Annotated in this window: 17 protein-coding genes and 1 pseudogene; 17 read left to right on the top strand and 1 reads right to left on the bottom strand. The window is 33.9% G+C overall.

The window, feature by feature from the left end; genetic code table 11:
- Positions 1-61: 61 nt before the first annotated feature.
- From pbpC to pmrB, 9 genes are all read left to right on the top strand, one after another.
- Positions 62-2,359, top strand: a complete 2,298-nt coding sequence (gene pbpC, locus A9G17_RS02855) for a penicillin-binding protein 1C (protein ID WP_065737411.1) — start codon at positions 62-64, stop codon at positions 2,357-2,359.
- Between the two features lie 15 nt (positions 2,360-2,374).
- Positions 2,375-2,797: a nucleoside-diphosphate kinase gene (ndk, locus tag A9G17_RS02850; protein WP_065737410.1), complete on the top strand. Its 423-nt coding sequence runs from the start codon at positions 2,375-2,377 to the stop codon at positions 2,795-2,797.
- 33 nt (positions 2,798-2,830) lie between these two features.
- Complete coding sequence (locus tag A9G17_RS02845; RefSeq protein WP_065737409.1) at positions 2,831-3,895, top strand: DUF2157 domain-containing protein; 1,065 nt, start codon at positions 2,831-2,833, stop codon at positions 3,893-3,895.
- 468 nt (positions 3,896-4,363) lie between these two features.
- Positions 4,364-5,191 carry an ABC transporter substrate-binding protein gene (locus tag A9G17_RS02840; protein WP_065737408.1) on the top strand — a complete coding sequence of 276 codons (828 nt, stop codon included), beginning with the start codon at positions 4,364-4,366 and terminating at the stop codon, positions 5,189-5,191.
- Positions 5,192-5,194: 3 nt separating this feature from the next.
- Positions 5,195-5,920, top strand: coding sequence for an amino acid ABC transporter permease (locus A9G17_RS02835; protein ID WP_065737407.1), 726 nt, complete (start codon positions 5,195-5,197; stop codon positions 5,918-5,920).
- Positions 5,921-5,929: 9 nt separating this feature from the next.
- Positions 5,930-6,613 carry an amino acid ABC transporter permease gene (locus A9G17_RS02830; protein ID WP_065737406.1) on the top strand — a complete coding sequence of 228 codons (684 nt, stop codon included), beginning with the start codon at positions 5,930-5,932 and terminating at the stop codon, positions 6,611-6,613.
- A 119-nt stretch (positions 6,614-6,732) separates the two neighbouring features.
- On the top strand, positions 6,733-7,272 hold the full coding sequence (locus tag A9G17_RS02825; RefSeq protein ID WP_065737405.1) for a phosphatase PAP2 family protein: 540 nt from the start codon (positions 6,733-6,735) through the stop codon (positions 7,270-7,272).
- A gap of 104 nt (positions 7,273-7,376) precedes the next feature.
- Positions 7,377-8,042 carry a two-component system response regulator PmrA gene (gene pmrA / locus A9G17_RS02820; protein WP_065737404.1) on the top strand — a complete coding sequence of 222 codons (666 nt, stop codon included), beginning with the start codon at positions 7,377-7,379 and terminating at the stop codon, positions 8,040-8,042.
- Between the two features lie 24 nt (positions 8,043-8,066).
- Positions 8,067-9,170, top strand: coding sequence for a two-component system sensor histidine kinase PmrB (pmrB, locus tag A9G17_RS02815; protein WP_065737403.1), 1,104 nt, complete (start codon positions 8,067-8,069; stop codon positions 9,168-9,170).
- Here the strand turns inward: pmrB and A9G17_RS02810 are convergent.
- Positions 9,139-9,759, bottom strand: a complete 621-nt coding sequence (locus A9G17_RS02810) for a YrbL family protein (RefSeq protein WP_065737402.1) — start codon at positions 9,757-9,759, stop codon at positions 9,139-9,141. The genes pmrB and A9G17_RS02810 overlap by 32 nt on opposite strands.
- 275 nt (positions 9,760-10,034) lie before the next feature.
- Between A9G17_RS02810 and rplM the strand changes: the two genes are divergently transcribed.
- The 8 genes and pseudogenes from rplM to glnE form a co-directional block, all read left to right on the top strand.
- Complete coding sequence (gene rplM / locus A9G17_RS02805) at positions 10,035-10,463, top strand: 50S ribosomal protein L13 (RefSeq protein WP_034901369.1); 429 nt, start codon at positions 10,035-10,037, stop codon at positions 10,461-10,463.
- A gap of 11 nt (positions 10,464-10,474) precedes the next feature.
- Complete coding sequence (gene rpsI, locus A9G17_RS02800; RefSeq protein WP_034915459.1) at positions 10,475-10,867, top strand: 30S ribosomal protein S9; 393 nt, start codon at positions 10,475-10,477, stop codon at positions 10,865-10,867.
- A 333-nt stretch (positions 10,868-11,200) separates the two neighbouring features.
- On the top strand, positions 11,201-11,833 hold the full coding sequence (locus A9G17_RS02795; RefSeq protein WP_065737401.1) for a glutathione S-transferase N-terminal domain-containing protein: 633 nt from the start codon (positions 11,201-11,203) through the stop codon (positions 11,831-11,833).
- Positions 11,834-11,880: 47 nt separating this feature from the next.
- Positions 11,881-12,291 (top strand): ClpXP protease specificity-enhancing factor, encoded by a 411-nt coding sequence (locus A9G17_RS02790; RefSeq protein WP_065737400.1) that lies wholly within the window; start codon positions 11,881-11,883, stop codon positions 12,289-12,291.
- Between the two features lie 211 nt (positions 12,292-12,502).
- Entirely contained in the window at positions 12,503-14,341 is a 1,839-nt protein-coding gene (locus A9G17_RS02785; RefSeq protein WP_065739067.1) for an ABC transporter ATP-binding protein, read from the top strand.
- Positions 14,342-14,362: 21 nt separating this feature from the next.
- A complete protein-coding gene (locus A9G17_RS02780) occupies positions 14,363-16,096 on the top strand; it encodes an ABC transporter ATP-binding protein (protein WP_065737399.1) in 1,734 nt (577 codons plus the stop codon).
- 64 nt (positions 16,097-16,160) lie between these two features.
- Positions 16,161-17,102, top strand: a complete 942-nt coding sequence (locus tag A9G17_RS02775; RefSeq protein ID WP_065737398.1) for a CYTH domain-containing protein — start codon at positions 16,161-16,163, stop codon at positions 17,100-17,102.
- A gap of 137 nt (positions 17,103-17,239) precedes the next feature.
- Positions 17,240-19,990 (top strand): annotated as a pseudogene (gene glnE / locus A9G17_RS02770) (bifunctional [glutamate--ammonia ligase]-adenylyl-L-tyrosine phosphorylase/[glutamate--ammonia-ligase] adenylyltransferase); the annotation flags it as partial.
- Between the last annotated feature and the right edge of the window lie 56 nt (positions 19,991-20,046).

Raw genomic sequence — 20,046 nt, 5'->3', positions numbered from 1 at the left:
CCAATAGCGTTGGCGGAATTTTTATTTTTTTAAAATTGTGTTGGATAATCGAATATCAATAATGAAAAAGTTCTTTTATAAATCATTTCTTTTTTTATTATTATTATCAGTTTTGTTAGTCGGCAGTTTTTTTGTCTTGGATTATTTTTTTCCATTATCTATTTCGCAAAATAAAACAACACAAACCGTTGTTGCTCAAGATGAAACACCTTTATGGCGATTTGCTGATGAAAAGGGTATTTGGCGTTATTCGGTAAGCCTTGATGAAGTTCCTGATTATTATCTTGATGTGTTATTAAATTATGAGGATCGTTATTTTTATAATCATATTGGTATTAACCCGATGTCGTTATTTCGAGCTGCTTGGCAAAACTTATCCAATAATAAAATTATTTCAGGAGGTAGCACCATTTCAATGCAGGTGGCTCGGTTACTCTCTCCTCATGATCGAACAGTTATCGGTAAATTAAAACAAATCTTTCGGACTTTTCAACTTGAACTACATTATAGTAAAGAAGAGATTTTAACTTTATATATTAATCATGCGCCTTATGGAGGCACAATTGAGGGTATTGGAGCCGCTAGCTGGTCTTATTTTGGTAAACAACCTAAAGCATTAACTCGAAGTGAAGCGGTATTATTGGCGGTATTGCCTCAAGCACCAAGTCGATTAAGACCAGATCGATTTCCTGAAAAAGCTAAGCAAGCTCGTGACAAAGTATTAGATAGACTTGCTCAATATGATGTTTGGCCAAAAGAGTTGATTGAACAAGTTCGACGTGATGAAGTTTGGGTTTATCCACGAAAAGCACCACAGTTAGCACCATTATTGGCTTATCGTTTAAAACAGCAATATCCTAATGATAATATTATTCATTCCACTATTGATGTTTCTATTCAATATATTTTAGAAGATCTTGCTATTAATCGAAAAAAACAGCTCCCGCCTAAAACATCATTGGCAATTTTAGTGGTAGATCATGACGATATGACGGTTAAAGGATATGTTGGTTCTGCTGACTTTAACGATAAAGAGCGTTTTGGTCAAGTCGATATGATTAGAGCGTTACGCTCTCCTGGTTCTACACTCAAGCCTTTCATTTATGCCTTTGCTATTGATGAAGGTATGATTCATTCTGAATCGTTACTACAAGATATTCCGCGTATTACTACTGATTATCGACCAACAAATTTTGATGAGGGTTTTCATGGACCAGTTAGTGCCTCTGATGCATTGAGTAAATCATTAAATTTACCGGCAGTTCAATTAATTGAATTATATGGTCCAAAAAGGTTTGCAGGAAAACTCGCGGGTATTGGTTTACCTTTATCCTCTATCGCAAATGATCCGAATATTTCCTATATATTAGGTGGAGCTTCACTTAGAATGGATAACCTTGTTAGTGCATACAGTGCATTTGCAAGGCACGGGGATGTGAGCCCTTTACGATATATTCAATCTGATCCTTTAATTAATAAACCCTTTATCTCTGATGGTAGTGCATGGATAACACGGCAAATGTTAATTAATAGCAATTTATTAGCTTATAAAACAGGAACCAGTTATGGTTATCGCGATGCTTGGGCAGTTGGTATGAATCCTCGATATTTAATAGGCATTTGGGTTGGGCGCCCTGACGGTACGCCTGTTGTTGGGCAGTATGGTTCAATGTCTGCAACTCCAATTTTGCAACAAGTAAATTCGATATTATTAAATAGAGAAAGTCGTTTAAATCATCCTCTCCTCACTTATGAGAAACCTGAATCAGTCTCAAGCGCCCAAATTTGTTGGCCATCAGGGCAGCCACTTCCTGAATCTGATGCTAATTGTCATCGTCAAAAAACAGCATGGGTATTAAATAATATGTTGCCACCAACATTAAGCACCTATAGTGAATTAAAAAATAATATTTACCGTTCAGGTTGGATAAATATTTGGGTAAATGATCGTGGTGAGCGTGTAGCAGCTGATTGTATAGGAGCACAAAAAAAACAGATAGCTTTGTGGCCAATTTCATTAGAAAATTGGTTATTAACTAAAGAAAGACGACAATCTTTACTGCCCCCAATTGATAAAAATTGTCCTGTAATGGGTAAAGATATCTTTGCCTCACTTAATATTGTTGGTTTACGGGATAAACAACTCGTTAGACCATTACCAGGCAATAATCAAGTCACGATTGATTTAATTCCTGAAGGTGGATTTGGTGAAAAATGGTGGTTTTTAGATGGTACTTTAGTGGCTAATTCGAAGGATAATGAAAAAGTCGCTTTAACTGTGACTAAAAATGGAAAACATCGTTTACTGGTATTAGATGAAAGTGGACAAATTGTCCGAATAAATTTTATGTCAGATTAGTAAAGGAACATTAACATGGCTATTGAACAAACTCTCAGCATTATTAAACCTGATGCGGTAAAAAAACAGATTATTGGCGAAATTCAAACAAGAATTCACCAAGCTAAACTCGATATTATTGCGATAAAAATGGTGAAGTTAACAAAAGAACAAGCTGAAGGTTTTTATGCTGAGCATCAAGACAAGCCTTTTTTTGCTAATTTGGTAAATTTTATGATGTCTGGACCAATTGTTGTTCAAGTTTTACAAGGTGACAATGCCGTTGAGCGCTACCGACAACTTATGGGACCCACTGATCTATCTAAAGCCGCTGCTGGGACTTTAAGAGCCGATTTTGCGAACAGTATGAGAGAAAACGCCGTGCATGGTTCCGATTCTTTAGCATCAGCAGAACGCGAAATTGCTTATTTTTTTGTTGATAGTGAGATATTTCGTTAGGTGATTATAATTTAACAAAGAGTTATATAACTTATGAAAATTACCTATAAACAATTAACGAGTGCAGTGGAACAAAAATTATTGACTCATCAGCAGGCAGAACAATTATGGTTGTTTTTCAAAGAACAGAATAAACATCTGCCTAGCTTTCAATTTACGCATATATTGTATTATCTTGGAGGTTTGATTGCGATAGGTGCGATGTCACTATTTATGACTTTAGGTTGGGAGCATTTAGGCGGTATTGGTTTATTGTGTATTAGTGCGATTTATGCCATCTCTGCACTTTGCGCTGCACAATTTTTATTAAAACGTTATCATCTGATCATTCCAGCGAATATATTAATAACGTTAGTAATTGTATTAACGCCTTTAGGGGTTTATGGACTTGAAAATGCTATAGGCGTTTGGGATAACCATTATAATTACAAAGATTATCATCGATATATTGACTTTCGTTGGTTATTTATGGAGTTAGCGACCGTATTGGTTGCTGTTTGTCTAATTCTTCGATATCGATCTTCTTTTTTATTTATGCCACTAGCATTTACACTGTGGTATATGAGTATGGATCTTACACCTTATTTAGTTCATTTATTGGATTATGCAAAAAACGATATTAATTATTCGGATTATTTTAATGTGCGTCAACAAGTATCGCTATGGTTTGGATTATTGGTTGTTGGGGTGGCCTTTCTTATTGATATAAAGAATAAAAGTAATAAAGATTTGTCATTTTGGCTCTATTTATTTGGCGTTCTCACTTTTTGGGGAGCATTAAGTTCAATGAATTCAGACAGTGAGTTAAATAAATTTCTCTACTGCTGTGTTAATTTACTCATGATACTAATAGGGGTAATAATCGTTAGAAGAGTTTTTGTTATTTTTGGCGGTTTAGGAATAACGGGATATTTAAGTTATCTGTCATATGACGTATTTGAAGATAGCCTACTGTTTCCTTTTGCCTTAACAATAATAGGTTTATCTATTATTGTGGCTGGTATTTTTTGGCAACGTCACGAAAAAGCAATAAACATTTACTTATTGCAATCTGTGCCGCCAGGATTAAGAAAATATCTTGAATTTAAACATCATTAATGTGTTTGTTCACTGAGCCTAACTCGCTATATTAATCCACATTTTATACTATATTATGGATACACGGTTAGTGTGAAATAATATAGTATAGTCATTCATAAAATCCTCCCTTTTGATCGCGTACAATCTTATCAATTTGAATCTCAATCTCTAAGCATATTCCAGCAATATTATTGAAATGGGTGGGTGTTCACTCTTACCAATACATCTATTGATTTTAACAATATGTATTTTTAATCGTTTATTTTTTAAAGACCAGATTTTTTTAATGTAAGGTCTGATTATTATCATTTTTAATGTGTTATTAAAAAGAGTGTATTCTCTAGGCACTAACAATCTTATAAAGCAAATTTAATTCTCTTAATATAACTTTTAGTTATAACTATGTGATGATTTGTTATTTATTTATTTCATTTTTTTGTTGATAGACTTTAGCGGTACCTAATATAACTTTTAATGAGGTTTTGAATGAAATTTCTTACTAAATCGCTAATAACGATTGCTTTTCTCGGCACATTATTAAGCACCAATTCTGCTTTTGCCGATCGTTTAGATGATATCGAAAAACGGGGTGAAATTAAAATAGCTGTATTTGATAGCAACCCGCCTTTTGGTTTTATTGACGAAACAACCAATAAAATTGTAGGTCTTGATATAGATTATGCTAATGCAATTGCCAAAGAATTAAATGTCAAAGTTGAATTAGTACCAACTAATCCAGCGAATCGTATTCCATTATTAACCTCAAAAAAAGCGGATTTAATTGTGGCAAACTTTACAGTTACCGATGAAAGAGCAAAAACAGTCGATTTCAGTTTGCCGTATTTTGCTACCGGTCAAAAATTTATTGCTAAAAAGGGCGTACTTAAAACAGCCGATGATCTGAAAAATTTGCGGATCGGCGCTGATAAAGGCACCGTGATGGAAATTACTCTTCGTGAAAAGTATCCAACTGCAAAAGTGATCTCTTATGATGATACACCATTTGCGTTTGCAGCATTACGTAATGGTGTGGTGCAAGCGATTACTCAAGATGATGCTAAATTAATTGGCTTACTCGCCAATATACCAGAAGAACAGCGTGAAAACTTCGAAATTTCACCCTTTAGTATCACACAAGAATATCAAGCGGTTGGTATCCCTAAAGGAGAAACTCGCTTAATAGACAAAGTGAACCAAATATTATTAAAACTCGAAACCAATGGTGAGGCATTAACTATTTATAATCGTTGGTTCGGTCCTAACACTAAATCAGCAATGCCGCGCGGTGTATTTAAAATAGGGTCGGCTCAATAAATTATGTTAGAGCAATTACTTGAAGCTCGCTATTTATGGTGGTTATGGGATGGTTTTTTAGTAACCTTAGCTATCTCACTACTTACTATCATTTTTTCGACGATTTTAGGTTTTTTGTTGGTTATTGCTCAGCAAAGTGGAACCAAATTGATTAAAGGTATTGTGGTAGGTTATAACGCAATTTTTCGTTATTCTCCATTATTGCCACAACTGTTTTTTTGGTATTTTGGTATTGGTAACTTGTTGCCCACCGAATTTAAAATATGGTTGTTTGACGAGCCACAAATTCAATTATGGTTTTTTACACTGAAAATGCCATCATTCGAATTTATTATTGGTTTTATTGGCCTGACTTGTTATTCCAGTGCTTTTATTGCTGAAGAATTTAGAGCAGGGATTGCTGGTGTGAGTGTAGGGCAACAACAGGCATCACTGGCATTAGGATTAACTTGGTGGCAAAGTATGCGTTTTATTATTTTACCTCAGAGCTTTTGTATTGCTTTTACGCCTCTTATTGGTCAATATATGAATATTGTTAAAAATTCATCGTTAACGATGGCCATAGGTGTGTTAGAGCTATCTTATGTTTCAAGGCAAGTTGAAACAGAATCATTAAAAACTTTTCAAGATTTTGCCGTTGCAACTTTTTTATATATTTTGGCTATTGTTATTATTGGCACGTTAGGCAATATTTATCAAACCAAACGATTCCCTACGGGTAGGATGTAATTACTTATTATGGAATTTAAAGGTCTAGAAGTTATCTATAATAACCTAAATTATATGATGTGGGGTAACTTTCCAGGTGGGATATTTTTAACACTGTTATTGAGTTTAGCCGCAATTGTATTTTCATCTTTTATGGGTATCATAGCTGGCATTGGTTTAACGGTTAGTAAAGGGCTTGTTAGCTCCTTATTTATTGGTGTGCTAGGATTTTTAAGAGCAATTCCAGTGATCATGCTCATATTTTGGGCTTACTTTTTATTGCCTGTGTTACTTAATGTAGATGTGCCTGCAATTACAACGGTAGTTTTCGCATTATCTGTTATCGGTGCTGCTTATATTGGGCACTCAGTACATGCAGGGATGATTGCTGTATCGAAAGAACAATGGCAAGCTGCGTTTTCACTAGGTTTATCTAAAACCCAAGTAATTATCTATATTATTTTACCGCAAGCTCTAAAAATGATGATGCCATCTTTTGTTAATCAATGGGTGTCTTTGATTAAAGATACCTCCTTGGCTTATGTTGTTGGCGTTGCTGAATTTACCTTTATTGCTACGCAAATTAATAATCGCAGTATGGTGTATCCGACCGAAATATTTTTATTTGTTATTGTTGTCTATTTTATCATTTGTTTATCTCTTGATATTGTTGTATCTTTTTTAGCAAAAAGGTGTTTTTTTAGTACAAAATAATTGTTCATTTAACGATTTTGTTTGATAACTTTGTTTATTAATTGACTTATTATTATTAAGGTTCTTTTAAGGTTTAAGCGTTAAATTGTTATAAATTTAATTAATCTGGTAGCTGTTCAATGTGGCATGATTTCAATACTCAACTTTTTCTATTAATCAATGCATCGGATCAAGCATCAAAATCATTTATTAGCTTCGCTGTTTTTTGTGCAAAATATTTAGCCTATTTCCCTATTATTGTTATGGGTATTTGTTGGTTCATTCATCCCATTTATCGGCAGCTCATGTTAAAAATGCTGATAGGTTTATGTTTAGCATTATTGATTACTTTTATTATTCGTCATCTATTTTATTCTCCACGTCCATTTGCAGTAGATGTTGGAACTAATTACCTTTTTCATGATAAAACAAGCTCGTTACCAAGCCAACATGCGGTGTTTGTCTGGACTCTTTTTTTTACTGCTTTATTCAATAAAACGCAACGAACTAAAACAATCTTATACTTATTGGCGATAGTTGCATTATTGGTCAGTTGGAGTCGTATCTATTTAGGAGTGCATTGGCCATTAGATATTTTTGTTGGATTTGTTGTAAGCATTATATCTTCATTTATAATTAAAAAATGTTGGATAAGTGTAAGTAAATTGATCAATCGATAGTTATTTTATGGATTTTAATTAACCGTGTTGTTAAGCAAGGCCAAATATATAATAAATCATCAACTATCGACTTTATTATAAAATACCGATTAGAGTAAATGATAATGAAAATACTTATTATTGAAGATGATAGTTTATTACAAAAAGGCCTGTATGATGGTATTACCTCCAATGGTTATGTGTGTGAACTAGCATCAACGGGTAAGCAGGCCGAACAGTATATTCAATTTGGGCAATTTAGTTTGATTATTCTTGATTTAGGTTTGCCTGATTGTGATGGCTTAGAATTACTGACACGCTGGCGAAAAAAGCAAATCGATACGCCCGTTCTTATTCTTACCGCACGTGATACTGTTGAGGATAGAGTAGAAGGTTTAGATTTAGGTGCCGATGACTATTTAATAAAACCTTTTGCCTTAACGGAATTGTTAGCCAGAGTGCGGGCATTAATTCGTCGTAATCAAGGTACCTCTGATAATCTGATTAGCTATGGACCCATTACTATTGATATTAAACAGAAAAAAGTGACTGTCAATAATCAAGAAATAGTATTAACACCAAAAGAGTTTATCGTTTTATCCCGATTGATGTTAAAAGCAGGTGAAAAGGTGCATCGTGATTTACTGCAAAACGATCTCTATGATTGGCAAAGCGATCCAAACTCAAACGTCTTAGAAGTTTATATTCATGGATTACGTAATAAGCTCGGAAAAAACTTTATTCGAACTGTTCGTGGCTATGGCTATCAACTAGCAATGATTGTTAATTAATACTACTAACTATATAAATTTATTATGATAGCAAAATCCCTTAGTAATATCCGTCATAGTATCCGCTGGAATCTTTTTTTTACTTTAGGCGCAATTATGCTCATTTGCCAAACTATTACCGTTTTTTGGTTATGGCATGAAAGTAAGGAACAAATTGATGTGTTGGTTAATTTAACGCTGAGTAAAAATAAAATTGATGAAGTGATTGAGCATGAAGAGCTTGAAGCTATTTTTGCTCTGTTTTGTTCTGCTTTTACCATGATGCTGGTGACATTATTTTTAGCCTATAAAGCCATCAAATGGATTACTAAACCACTAGAGATTCTGGAAAAAGATCTTAATCAACGCACTGAAGAAAATTTAAAACCTATTGAACCAATTAGTAATATGCGTGAAATTAAATCCATCACTTCGGTGTTGAATCATCTGTTTATTCGGCTTAGTACAACTTTGGCTCAAGAACGGCTTTTTACTGCCGATGTTGCGCACGAAATGCGAACGCCACTTGCAGGTATACGTTTGCATTTAGAATTATTAGAAACTAGAAATAATATTGATTGTACAGAATTAATCGACAGAATTGATCGTTTAGTTAATACCGTTGAGCAATTATTGATGTTAGCGCGAGCAAGCCAAAAATTTACAGTTGGGCAATATCAACAGATTAATTTCAATGATGATATTATGCTTCCTTTATCTGATGAATTAACGGAATTAACCAAAAAAAAATTTCAATCTATTGAATGGAATATACCTGATGCGAAACTTTCCTTTAACGGTGATGTTACTTTAATAAGATTACTACTGCGTAATTTAGTCGAAAACAGTTATCGCTATAGCCCAAAACATACCAAAATAGTGGTAAGTTGTTATAAGGATAAAAAAGATATTTTTATAAGTGTGGAGGATGAGGGAGCAGGCATTGACGAATCCGAAAGCGAAAAACTCACTCAAGCCTTTTTCCGTATGGATCGTAAACATGACGGTATTGGGCTTGGTTTAAGTATTGTTAATCGTATTGCTAAGTTACATCATGGCTTATTTATGTTAAAAAATCGATCTGGCGATGTGAAAGGTGCGATTGCGCAATTGCAACTTACTGATTCAACACGTCAATTAAACGAGTAAGCAAAGGATTATGACTATTTTCTTTAATAATAGACTTTAAAAACCGCTGCCAAGTCCGTTCAATTTTAGATTTTGCAAAATAAGGAATATAATTCGCAATTGGAATAAAAGTTGAATTGCCAATGTTGTCGATAATAATTAAACGACCTTTAGTCTCGCTTAAATGTTGAAATAAGATATTTTTACTTTTGATAGTCATAGTAATGATACGATCTTTTAATAATGTTGATTTTAACTCTTTGAGTCCGGTGACTAATTGATCAAAATATTTTTCGGTTAATGATTTACTAGCAAGGTATTTTTCCAATGGAATTGCAGTTTCACCGTTATAATCTCTAATCAGTTCAAAGATATGACCATTACCATAATTGGTTGAAACCGGCCCATAATATTTAGCTAATGCATCAAATGATACATTACGTTTAATAAGATGTTTATAATAGGCAATTTCGCGGTTAGTTTCTTCTTCTGCTCCATCATTATAGTTGATTTTAATGCATTTATTCTCATCCTCGGGGTGATGATAACATTTGCGGTGTAATCCACGATTTATATAATCTTTTTCGGAAAGTGTGATGGTAGTATTCATGATATAAATTTTCTATTATTTTGGGCTTGACTTTAAGTGTAACAGCAAGAGTGTATTCTCGCCATGATTTTTTATTTTTAAACTAGCGCTTTTATATTATTTCTGTATAATATCGGCACCCACGTTACAACAACGTTTTTCCCAACGTTGTTTTCGGTTGTCAAAGTTAATGTAACAACTCGAAGGGGTTAGTTAGTTAATAGCAACAATCAAAAAGTGTAAATAAATCAAATGATTTATTAACGTGAGATTAATTAAAAATTGGATAATTACGAATGAGTACTTTTTCAGCTAAACCAGAAACAGTTAAACGCGACTGGTATGTTGTTGATGCAGCAGGTAAAACGTTAGGTCGTTTAGCTACTGAAATCGCAAGCCGTTTGCGTGGTAAACACAAAGCAGAATATACACCACATGTTGATACAGGTGACTATATCATTGTTATCAATGCAGAAAAAGTTGCTGTAACAGGCAAAAAACGCACTGATAAGATTTATTATCGTCATACTGGCTATATCGGTGGACTTAAAGAAGCGACTTTTAAAGAAATGATTGAACGTCATCCTGAACAAGTCATCGAAATTGCTGTAAAAGGCATGTTACCGAAAGGTCCTCTTGGTCGTGCAATGTACCGTAAACTAAAAGTTTATGCTGGTAGTGAGCACAATCATGCGGCACAACAACCGCAAGTATTAGATATTTAAGGGGATAGAAGATGGCTGATAATCAATATTACGGCACAGGTCGCCGCAAAAGTTCTGCTGCTCGCGTGTTTATTAAACCAGGTAGTGGAAATATCGTTATTAATAAACGTTCATTAGAGCAATACTTTGGTCGTGATACTGCTCGTATGGTTGTTATGCAACCTTTAGAGTTAGTTGAAATGACTGACAAACTTGATTTATACATCACTGTAAAAGGTGGCGGTATTTCAGGTCAAGCTGGCGCAATTCGTCACGGTATTACTCGTGCATTAATGGAATATGATGAAACATTACGTTCTGCATTACGTCAAGCAGGCTTTGTTACTCGTGATGCTCGTCAAGTTGAACGTAAAAAAGTGGGTCTACGCAAAGCACGTCGTCGTCCACAATTCAGCAAACGTTAATAGCATACGTTACAAAATTGTTTTCAAAACCCAGCCAAAAGCTGGGTTTTTTATGTCAAATTATTGTTTATCTAAAATAGTCATTGAGATGATTGACTAAGTGTCATTTAGCCTTTTTGTAATATAACCTTCTGATTTTTTAATTTAATTATTACTACTCATAAAAACGATTATTTTTACTAAAACGTATAGCTAACCTTAAACTTCTTGTCAAAAAGTTTTTCAATATAAGAAAGATAGTAATAAAATGCATTTTTTTAACAAATTTGTTATCCAATTTGTTAGAATAGACACATAACTAACTTATTTTAACTTTGCTTATTGGGAGTGAACATGGTTGTTGCTGTTAATAAACGTTCTGTTATGACACTATTTTGTGATACAACAGATATTTACGGCCATCAGATTCGTTTTGTACTAGCAGAAAAAGGTGTGACTGCTGAAATCGAGTTTGTAACCGCAGATGATTTACCTCAAGAATTATTGGATCTTAATCCATATGCTACTATCCCAACTTTAATTGATCGCGATCTCACTTTATACGAGCCTCATATCACATTAGAATATCTAGATGAACGATTCCCACATCCTCCTTTAATGCCTGTCTATCCTATTCTTCGAGCAAACGCACGTTTAACGATGTATCGTATCAAAAAAGAGTGGTATGCCGCTTACGAAACAATTATTGCCGATCCTAATAGCAATACGGCTAAAACAGCCCGAAAAAATTTACTGGATGATCTTGTTTCAATCTCAGTTATTTTTAAAGAAAAAGATTATTTTATGAGTGATGATTTTACTTTATGTGATTGTTATTTTGCTCCATTATTATGGCGTTTACCAATGCTTAATATTGAATTACCAAAAGTTGCTGAAAAAAATTATTTAAATTATATGGCACGCATTTTTGAACGTCCTGCTTTTACTCAGTCTCTTACTGACGATGAAAGAAAGATGAGAGCATAATAAATAATTTTATCTGATTTGCACTATTTTTTATACAAGGTATTTTTATGGAACTTGAGCAAATGACTCCACGCCGGCCTTATTTATTTAGGGCTTTTTATGATTGGATTCTGGATAATGATTTAACTCCCTATATTGTGGTGAATACTTCTGTCTATGGAGTATTGGTTCCACAAGAGTTTGTACAGAATAATCAGATAGTGCTAAATATTGCACCACAATCTGTAGGTCAATATGTATCAAATAATGAGCAAATTGAGTTTAATGCTCGCTTTTCTGGTGTGCCACAACATATCGTTGTTCCTATGGCTGCGGTTGAAGCTATCTATGCTCGTGAAAATGGAGTAGGGATGGGATTTGAAGATGAACCTCAATATCGAGCGTTACAAGAAAAACAAAATAATCAATCCGAAACACCTCCTGCAAAAAAGGCCAATCCATTCAGAGTGGTAAAATAATTTTTAATAACAAAATTATTTTCCAGATTTAATTCTCAATGTCTATTAACGCCCGGTTAACTAACGGGCAATAAGTAAAATAATAAATCAATCGCATTTAAAATATTAATAGTTATCACTTATCAAATGAAGAGATAAAACTTATTATCATTTTAATTTCTTATAATTGATAATGATTATTATTAACATTAAAATGCGTGCGTGTTATGTCATGAATTCAACTGATATCAATCCAAGTTCTCGCTTATGGAAATTAGCATTTACTTATAAAACTTTAATGATTTTTTCCTGTTTATTCTCTATTTTTAGTGTCATCACTTCATTTATACCATTCATTGCCATCTATTTCATTGTTTGTGAAATTATATTGAGCATCAGTCATCAAATAGAATTAAATAGCGAATTAATTATTAGTTATGGCTGGCTGGCATTTATGGCCGCTGCATTAGCGATTGTTTTTAATTTCCTAGCGCTATGCTTATCACATATTGTTGCATTTAAAACACTTTATAATCTTAAATACAACTTTATTCGTTATTTATCCTGTTTACCTTTAGGCTTTCATACAAATCATTCTAGTGGCGAGCTAAGAAAAATCGTGGATGATGATATCGAAAAAATTGAACAATTTATTGCTCATCAATTGCCCGATATGATTGGATCCTTTGCTTCTCCTGTCGTTATTTTAGTAATTCTAGCCATTTTCGATTGGCGATTAGGTTTAGCAACGTTATTACCTATTATCCTTGCCTATATCGTATTAATTAGTGGTTATCGACGTAAGGATATCAAAACCAATCAACAAGAGTTGCAAAAAAAACTGATTGAAATGAGTCATGCTTCAGTTGAATATATAAGAGGTATTACCGTTATAAAGGCTTTTAATCAGACATTTTTTTCATTTAAACGATTTAATGACGCGATTAAAGCTTATCAATTTTATTGTTTAAAATTTATATATTGTTTTAAATACCACATGGCATTTTTTATATTGTTATTAAATAGTATTTATCTCTTTATTGTTCCGGTTGTTATCTTTTTGATCAGTGATACGGATAATTACGCTAATTTCATTTTGTCAGCCATTTTTTATTTGATTTTTTCTTTAGGATTACCTGCACCATTTTTCAAATTGATATATGTCACTCAAGGATTTCAAAAAACAGTTAAAAGCGTCCAAAATATGGATGAGGTATTAAATGTTCCTCCTCTTAGCGAACCCAAAGAGGGACTGAAAGTTGAAAGCTACGATATTCAATTTGATAATGTGTGTTTTTCTTATCATGATGAACAGGTATCAAATACAACCGAAAGTAATAACGCGCTTAATCATATCTCATTTACCGCTAAACAAGGAGAAATAACGGCTTTAGTCGGTTTATCAGGCAGTGGCAAAAGTACCATATCTTTACTCATTCCACGATTTTTTGATCCCGATGAAGGTCATATTACAATTGGTCATGTTGATTTAAAACAGATGACTAGTGGTTATCTATTGTCTTTAGTAAGTTTTGTTTTTCAAGATGTGTTTTTATTCAAGCAAAGTGTAATAAACAACATTCGGATCGGTAAACCTGACGCAACAATTGATGAAGTTATTGCGGTTGCTAAAACTGCTCAATGCCATGAATTTATTGAAAAATTACCAAATGGTTATGATTCAATTATTGGATCAGATGGTATACATCTTTCTGGGGGTGAAATGCAACGACTGGCTATCGCTCGTGCACTATTAAAAAATTCTCCAATTTTAATTCTTGATGAAGCCACCTCATTTGCCGATCCTGAAAATGAGAGCAAAATTCAATTAGCAATGAAAGCATTAATGAAAAATAAAACGGTCATTATGATAGCTCACCGTCTATCAACAATAAGAGATGCTAATAAGATCATCGTATTAGATAAAGGAAATATTGCTGAGTCAGGAACACATGAACAACTATTTTCAAATAAGAGAACTTACTACAAGATGTGGCAATATTATCAGCAAACATTAGATTGGCAAATGCATCATTCTGATATGAGTAGTCAAACAATGATGAGCAAATAAGTTATCAGCAGGAGTCAGAAAATGTTTAAGCGATTATTGATGTTATCCGATACAGGAAGTAAAAATTTAAGACAAGCTATCATCGCATGTACGATCTCAAATCTTACATTGATGTTACCGTTTATTATTCTATTGCAAGTCATTGTCTCGTTAATTACCCCGTTAACAAGTCATTTAGCAGTAAATAAGAGTTATTTATGGTTAATGGTAGGGTTAGGCATATTATCTAGTTTACTTTTTTTATTTTGCTATCAAAGGGAATATAAAAAAACTTATGCAAATGCTTTTGGACAAGCAGCAAATACTCGCATTGAAGTGGCAGAGAAAATTAGAAAACTTCCACTTAGTTTTTTTAATCGTAAAGATTTATCTGAACTAACAACCAATATCATGGGTGATTGTGCAACAATTGAGAACATGTTAAGTCATGTCATTCCCCAACTAATTGGTTATTCATGTAGTAGTGTTATTACTTGTGCTTTATTAGCTTTTTACGATTGGAGAATGGCAAGTGCTATTTTTTGTACTTTACCTATTGCATTTTTGATTATGCTTATCGGCAAAGGTTTTGAAAAAAAATTAGGCGAAAAACAAGTACAAAGTAAATTAGCTGTCTCAAATGAAGTTCAAGAATATCTTGATGGAATTAAAATCATCAAAGGCTTTGGTATTAGTGGTGAAAAATTTAAAACACTGGATAGAGCGCTTAAAAATATGATGTGGGCATCGATCAAATTTGAAGGTATAAGTGGAATTTTTGTCACGTTATCTACTTTGGTTTTGCAGGTAGGTTTGGGCATAGTTGTTTTAGTCGGTGTGAAGTTGATCGTTATTGGTAGTTTAGATCCGATAACATTTTTAGCCTTTATCGTTATTGGTTCACGCATTTACAGCCCTTTAATTTCTGTATTAACGCTATTACCTGAGCTTTTTTATATGCTGACATCTATTGAGCGGATGAAAAGTTTACAAACAGAACCAATAATGGAAGGTCGAGATGATGTTTTATTGAAAAGTTTTAGTGTTACCATTGATCACATTAATTTTTCATATAAGCAAAAAACTGTTATTAATGATCTGAGTTGTGTTATTCCGTCAAACAAAATGACTGCATTAGTAGGGCCTTCAGGAAGCGGTAAAAGCACGTTATTACAATTAATTGCCCGTTTTTGGGATGTCGATAAAGGTGTGATTAGTATTGACGGTAATGATATTAAAACTATTGATCCTGAGACGTTGATGCGCAGTATGTCGTTTGTATTTCAAAATGTTATTTTATTTGATGATACCATTTTAAATAATATTCGTATCGGTCGACATGATGCGAGCGATGAAGAGGTTAAACTTGCAGCCAAAAAAGCTCGATGTGATGAGTTGATTGCTCGTTTACCTCATGGCTGGGATACTTTAATTGGTGAAAATGGCAATAAGCTATCAGGTGGCGAAAGACAGCGAATATCGATAGCAAGAGCATTATTAAAGAATGCTCCGATTGTACTGCTGGATGAAGCAACTGCGTCGCTTGATCCTGAAAATGAAGTTTATATACAACAAGCTATTTCAGAATTAGTTAAAGATCGAACCGTGATTGTAATTGCCCATCGTTTAAAAACAATTATCACGGCCGATCAAATTATTGTATTAGATAAAGGCAGTATTGTTGAACAGGGTAGCTACCAACAATTAATCGATAACAATGGTTTATTTGCCAGACTTTATTCTCTGCAAAAACAAGAGTTTTCTGTCAGTAATTGATTAAGTGTATTTCTTGGGTAAATCGGTATATGATATAAAAAATTAACTGATTTACCTGAACATAATGAAAGAAATCGAATTAAAATTTGAAATTGCAACTAAAGATATTCATGATTTAAAAAATTTTTTAAATCAATGGGTAAGTTGTGATCAAGCTGAATTTGAATCCTCTTCAAAAATTCAAAACAATATTCACGAACTTAAACTTTTTAATACCTATTATGATACTCAAGATTACTATTTACGTTCTAATGGATGTGGTTTACGGATTAGGGGAACACAAGACAAACTCAGTAAACAATTTGAAATTACCGTAAAGCATGGTAACAAAGCCGTTGCTGGTTTACATGAACGATCTGAATATAATGCTGATCTACCAGACAACCATCTTGATTTGACTTTGCTCCCAAGTGAGGCTTTTCCTAAAGATTGTCATATCGAAAATTTACAAAAAAAGCTGCGTCCATTATTTTCAACACATTTTGATCGGCAAACATGGTTAATTTCATTTGCCAATAGCGAAATAGAAGTCGCTTTAGATCAAGGTGAAATCATTTCTAATGGAGAATCAAAATCGATACAAGAAGTTGAGTTAGAAATAAAACAAGGTAATAAACATGATTTAATCAATTTTGCTATTGAATTAAGTAGATTTAACATACATCTCTTTTCTCAAAGTAAGGCCTCACGCGGTTATCGATTATTAAAAAACGCGCCTGTTAATCGCGCTCCTTTTAGCGTGCAATTTAAACATGATTTATCAAGCTTATTAAATTTTTGGCAACAAAACGAAGAGTATGCGCTCGAAAATAATGATCTAGCGTTTTATCAACAACTCTTAATTCAAATAAACGAAATACTAGCTAATCACGATATTGCACACGAATCTGAATTTAAACAGTGGCAACAAGCAATCACCCATATTCACTCCGTTTATGATTTTGCTTATAGCCCAATAAATACAGTATTAAAACTACTGCTAGTTGCACGGTTAAATAAAGAGTAATGTTATGATTTTATGATAAATAGGACGAGCCGATAACGTCATCAATGCGAGAGAAGGATATGTCACAATCTGAAATTTTGAATCAACAAAAACAGAAAATAACATCACAGCTATCACAATGTAATTCTGTTTTCGTACAGGATAATCTTAATATTTTGGTACAAAGTGATTTTATAGTAGATGCTTTTTATCGATATCCACAGTGGCTTACAAATATTATTAATCATCCGCCACAAGCTGATGAAAGACGTTATTATCAACAATGGCTTAATGAACACTTAACATCGGTATTGGATGAAACGGCATTAATGAAAGCATTGAGATTATTTAGGCGTTATATCTTAGTAAGGCTTGAATGGTCACAATTAACTTATACCAGTAGCGATGAACAAATATTAAGTCAATTAAGTGAACTGGCTGAAATCATTATTGTAACGGCACGTGATTGGTTGTATGAATTAAGTTGTAAAGAGTGGGGGACACCGTGTAGTCATCAAGGTGAACCTCAACCTTTGCTCGTATTGGGTATGGGAAAACTAGGGGGAGGAGAGCTGAATTTTTCCTCTGACATTGATTTAATTTTTACTTATCCTGAACATGGGCAAACGCAAGGTGGCAGGCGAGAACTAGATAATGCTGTATTTTTTACCCGTTTAGGACAACGTTTAATAAAAGCGCTTGATAGTATTACTGAAGATGGTTTTGTATACCGTGTTGATATGCGATTACGTCCACTTGGTGAGGGTGGGCCATTAGTCTTAAGTTTTTCATCTATGGAAGATTATTATCAAGAACAAGGGCGAGATTGGGAACGTTATGCTATGGTAAAAGCCAAAGTGTTAGGCGATCAGCAAAATTCTTTCACCAAAGAACTTTACCAAATGCTTAAACCTTTTGTCTATCGTCGTTACATTGATTTTAGTGTTTTGCAATCTTTGCGAAATATGAAAAGCATGATTGAACGTGAAGTACGCCGACGTGGTTTAAAAAACAATATTAAATTAGGTGCTGGAGGCATTCGTGAAATCGAGTTCATTGTACAGGTTTTTCAACTGATTCGCGGTGGTCGTGTCATAGGGCTACAGACACGTTCTCTGCTTACAGCCTTACAAGTAATTGAACAAGAATCATTGCTTGATACTAATGAAGTGACTCAATTGCGTAATAACTACTTATTTTTACGCCGTTGCGAAAATTTACTGCAAGCCATTAATGATGAACAAACCCAGACATTACCAGAAGAAGAGCTCGACCAAATTCGTTTAGCTACCAATATGGGATTTACCAATTGGTCTGAGTTTATTGAACAATTATCTGTGCGTATGCAACAAAATCGCTTGATATTCAATGCTCTTATTGGTAATGATGATTCACAATCGGCTCCTAACATAAAACAATATAATGATCTGTTTGATGACTTATGGGTTCCTGATTTGCAATTAAGCGATATAAAAGCTGTATTACCAAACTATTCTGATAGCGATGCCGAGCAACTTTATCAGATGCTTATCCAATTTCGTAATGATATTGGCAAACGGACAATAGGTGTGCGTGGGCGTGAAATACTTGATCAACTTATGCCTCGTTTATTAGATGCTATTTGTAATGGACAACAGGCAATTATGGTGTTTTCACGCATATTGCCTTTGTTGGTTAATATTGTTAGTCGTACGACCTATTTAGAGCTATTGCTTGAATATCCGAGTGCATTAAAGCAGTTGATCCGTCTATGTAGTGCCTCTCCTATGATTAGTGATCAACTGGCTCACTATCCGATTTTATTAGATGAATTAATTGATATTAATTCACTTTATCAAACGATTGAACCTAATGAGTATAAAAGTCAACTTTATCAATACTTATTACGTATTCACGTTGACGATGAAGAACAGCAATTAGAAGCCTTGCGCCAATTTAAGCAGATGCAATTACTGCACATTGCTGCGGCTGATGTGGAACATGTATTAACCACTATGAAAGTAAGTGATCACCTTACTTATGTGGCGGAAGCATTACTTGATTTTGTTGTACAAATGGCTTGGAGTCAGATGGTCGAACGTTATGGTAAACCCGCTCACTTAGCTGATAATCATAAAGGATTAGTCGTGGTTGCTTATGGTAAATTGGGGGGCTGGGAGCTGGGTTACGGTTCGGATCTGGATTTAGTTTTTTTGCATGATTGCCCTGCAAATAGTGTTACCAATGGTGACAAACAGATTGATAGTCGTCAATTTTATTTACGCTTAGTGCAACGCATTATCCATTTATTTAATGTGCGCACTAGTTTCGGTATTCTTTATGAAGTAGATGTCAGATTACGTCCACAAGGTGATGCAGGTTTACTTGCGTGTAGTTTAGATTCCTTTGCGGATTATCAAATGAATGAAGCATGGACATGGGAACACCAAGCGCTGGTACGAGCTCGAGCGGTATATGGTGAAAATGATCTCATAAAACGTTTTAACCAAATCCGTCATGATGTGCTTTGCAAACCACGAGATGAAAATCAATTAAAAACCGAAGTTAGGCAAATGCGTGAAAAAATGCGAAATCACTTAGGAACGACGCAAGCTGAACTATTTAACCTGAAAATTGATGAGGGAGGCATTGGTGACATCGAATTTTTATCACAATATTTGGTGCTCAATTATGCTAATTCACACCCTAAAATGACAACTTGGAGTGACAATGTACGAATTTTAGAGCTAGCCACTCATTACCAAATTATGGACAGTGATGAAGCAGAACAATTGACTCAAGCTTATATTGATATGCGTAATCAAATTCATCAACTTGCATTGCAACTATTACCAAGTACGGTCAACAGTTCACAATTTTATCGAGAAAAACAGATTGTTAAACAAAGTTGGCAAAAGTGGTTAATGTAATTGTTTAGGTGAACCATTATCGGTTAATAGTGTTTATTTAGCCGATAATGGATGTC

It is taken from the genome of Gilliamella sp. wkB7, assembly GCF_001693435.1.
GTDB lineage: Bacteria > Pseudomonadota > Gammaproteobacteria > Enterobacterales > Orbaceae > Gilliamella > Gilliamella apicola_N.
This window is presented reverse-complemented; position numbering and strand designations above follow the sequence as displayed.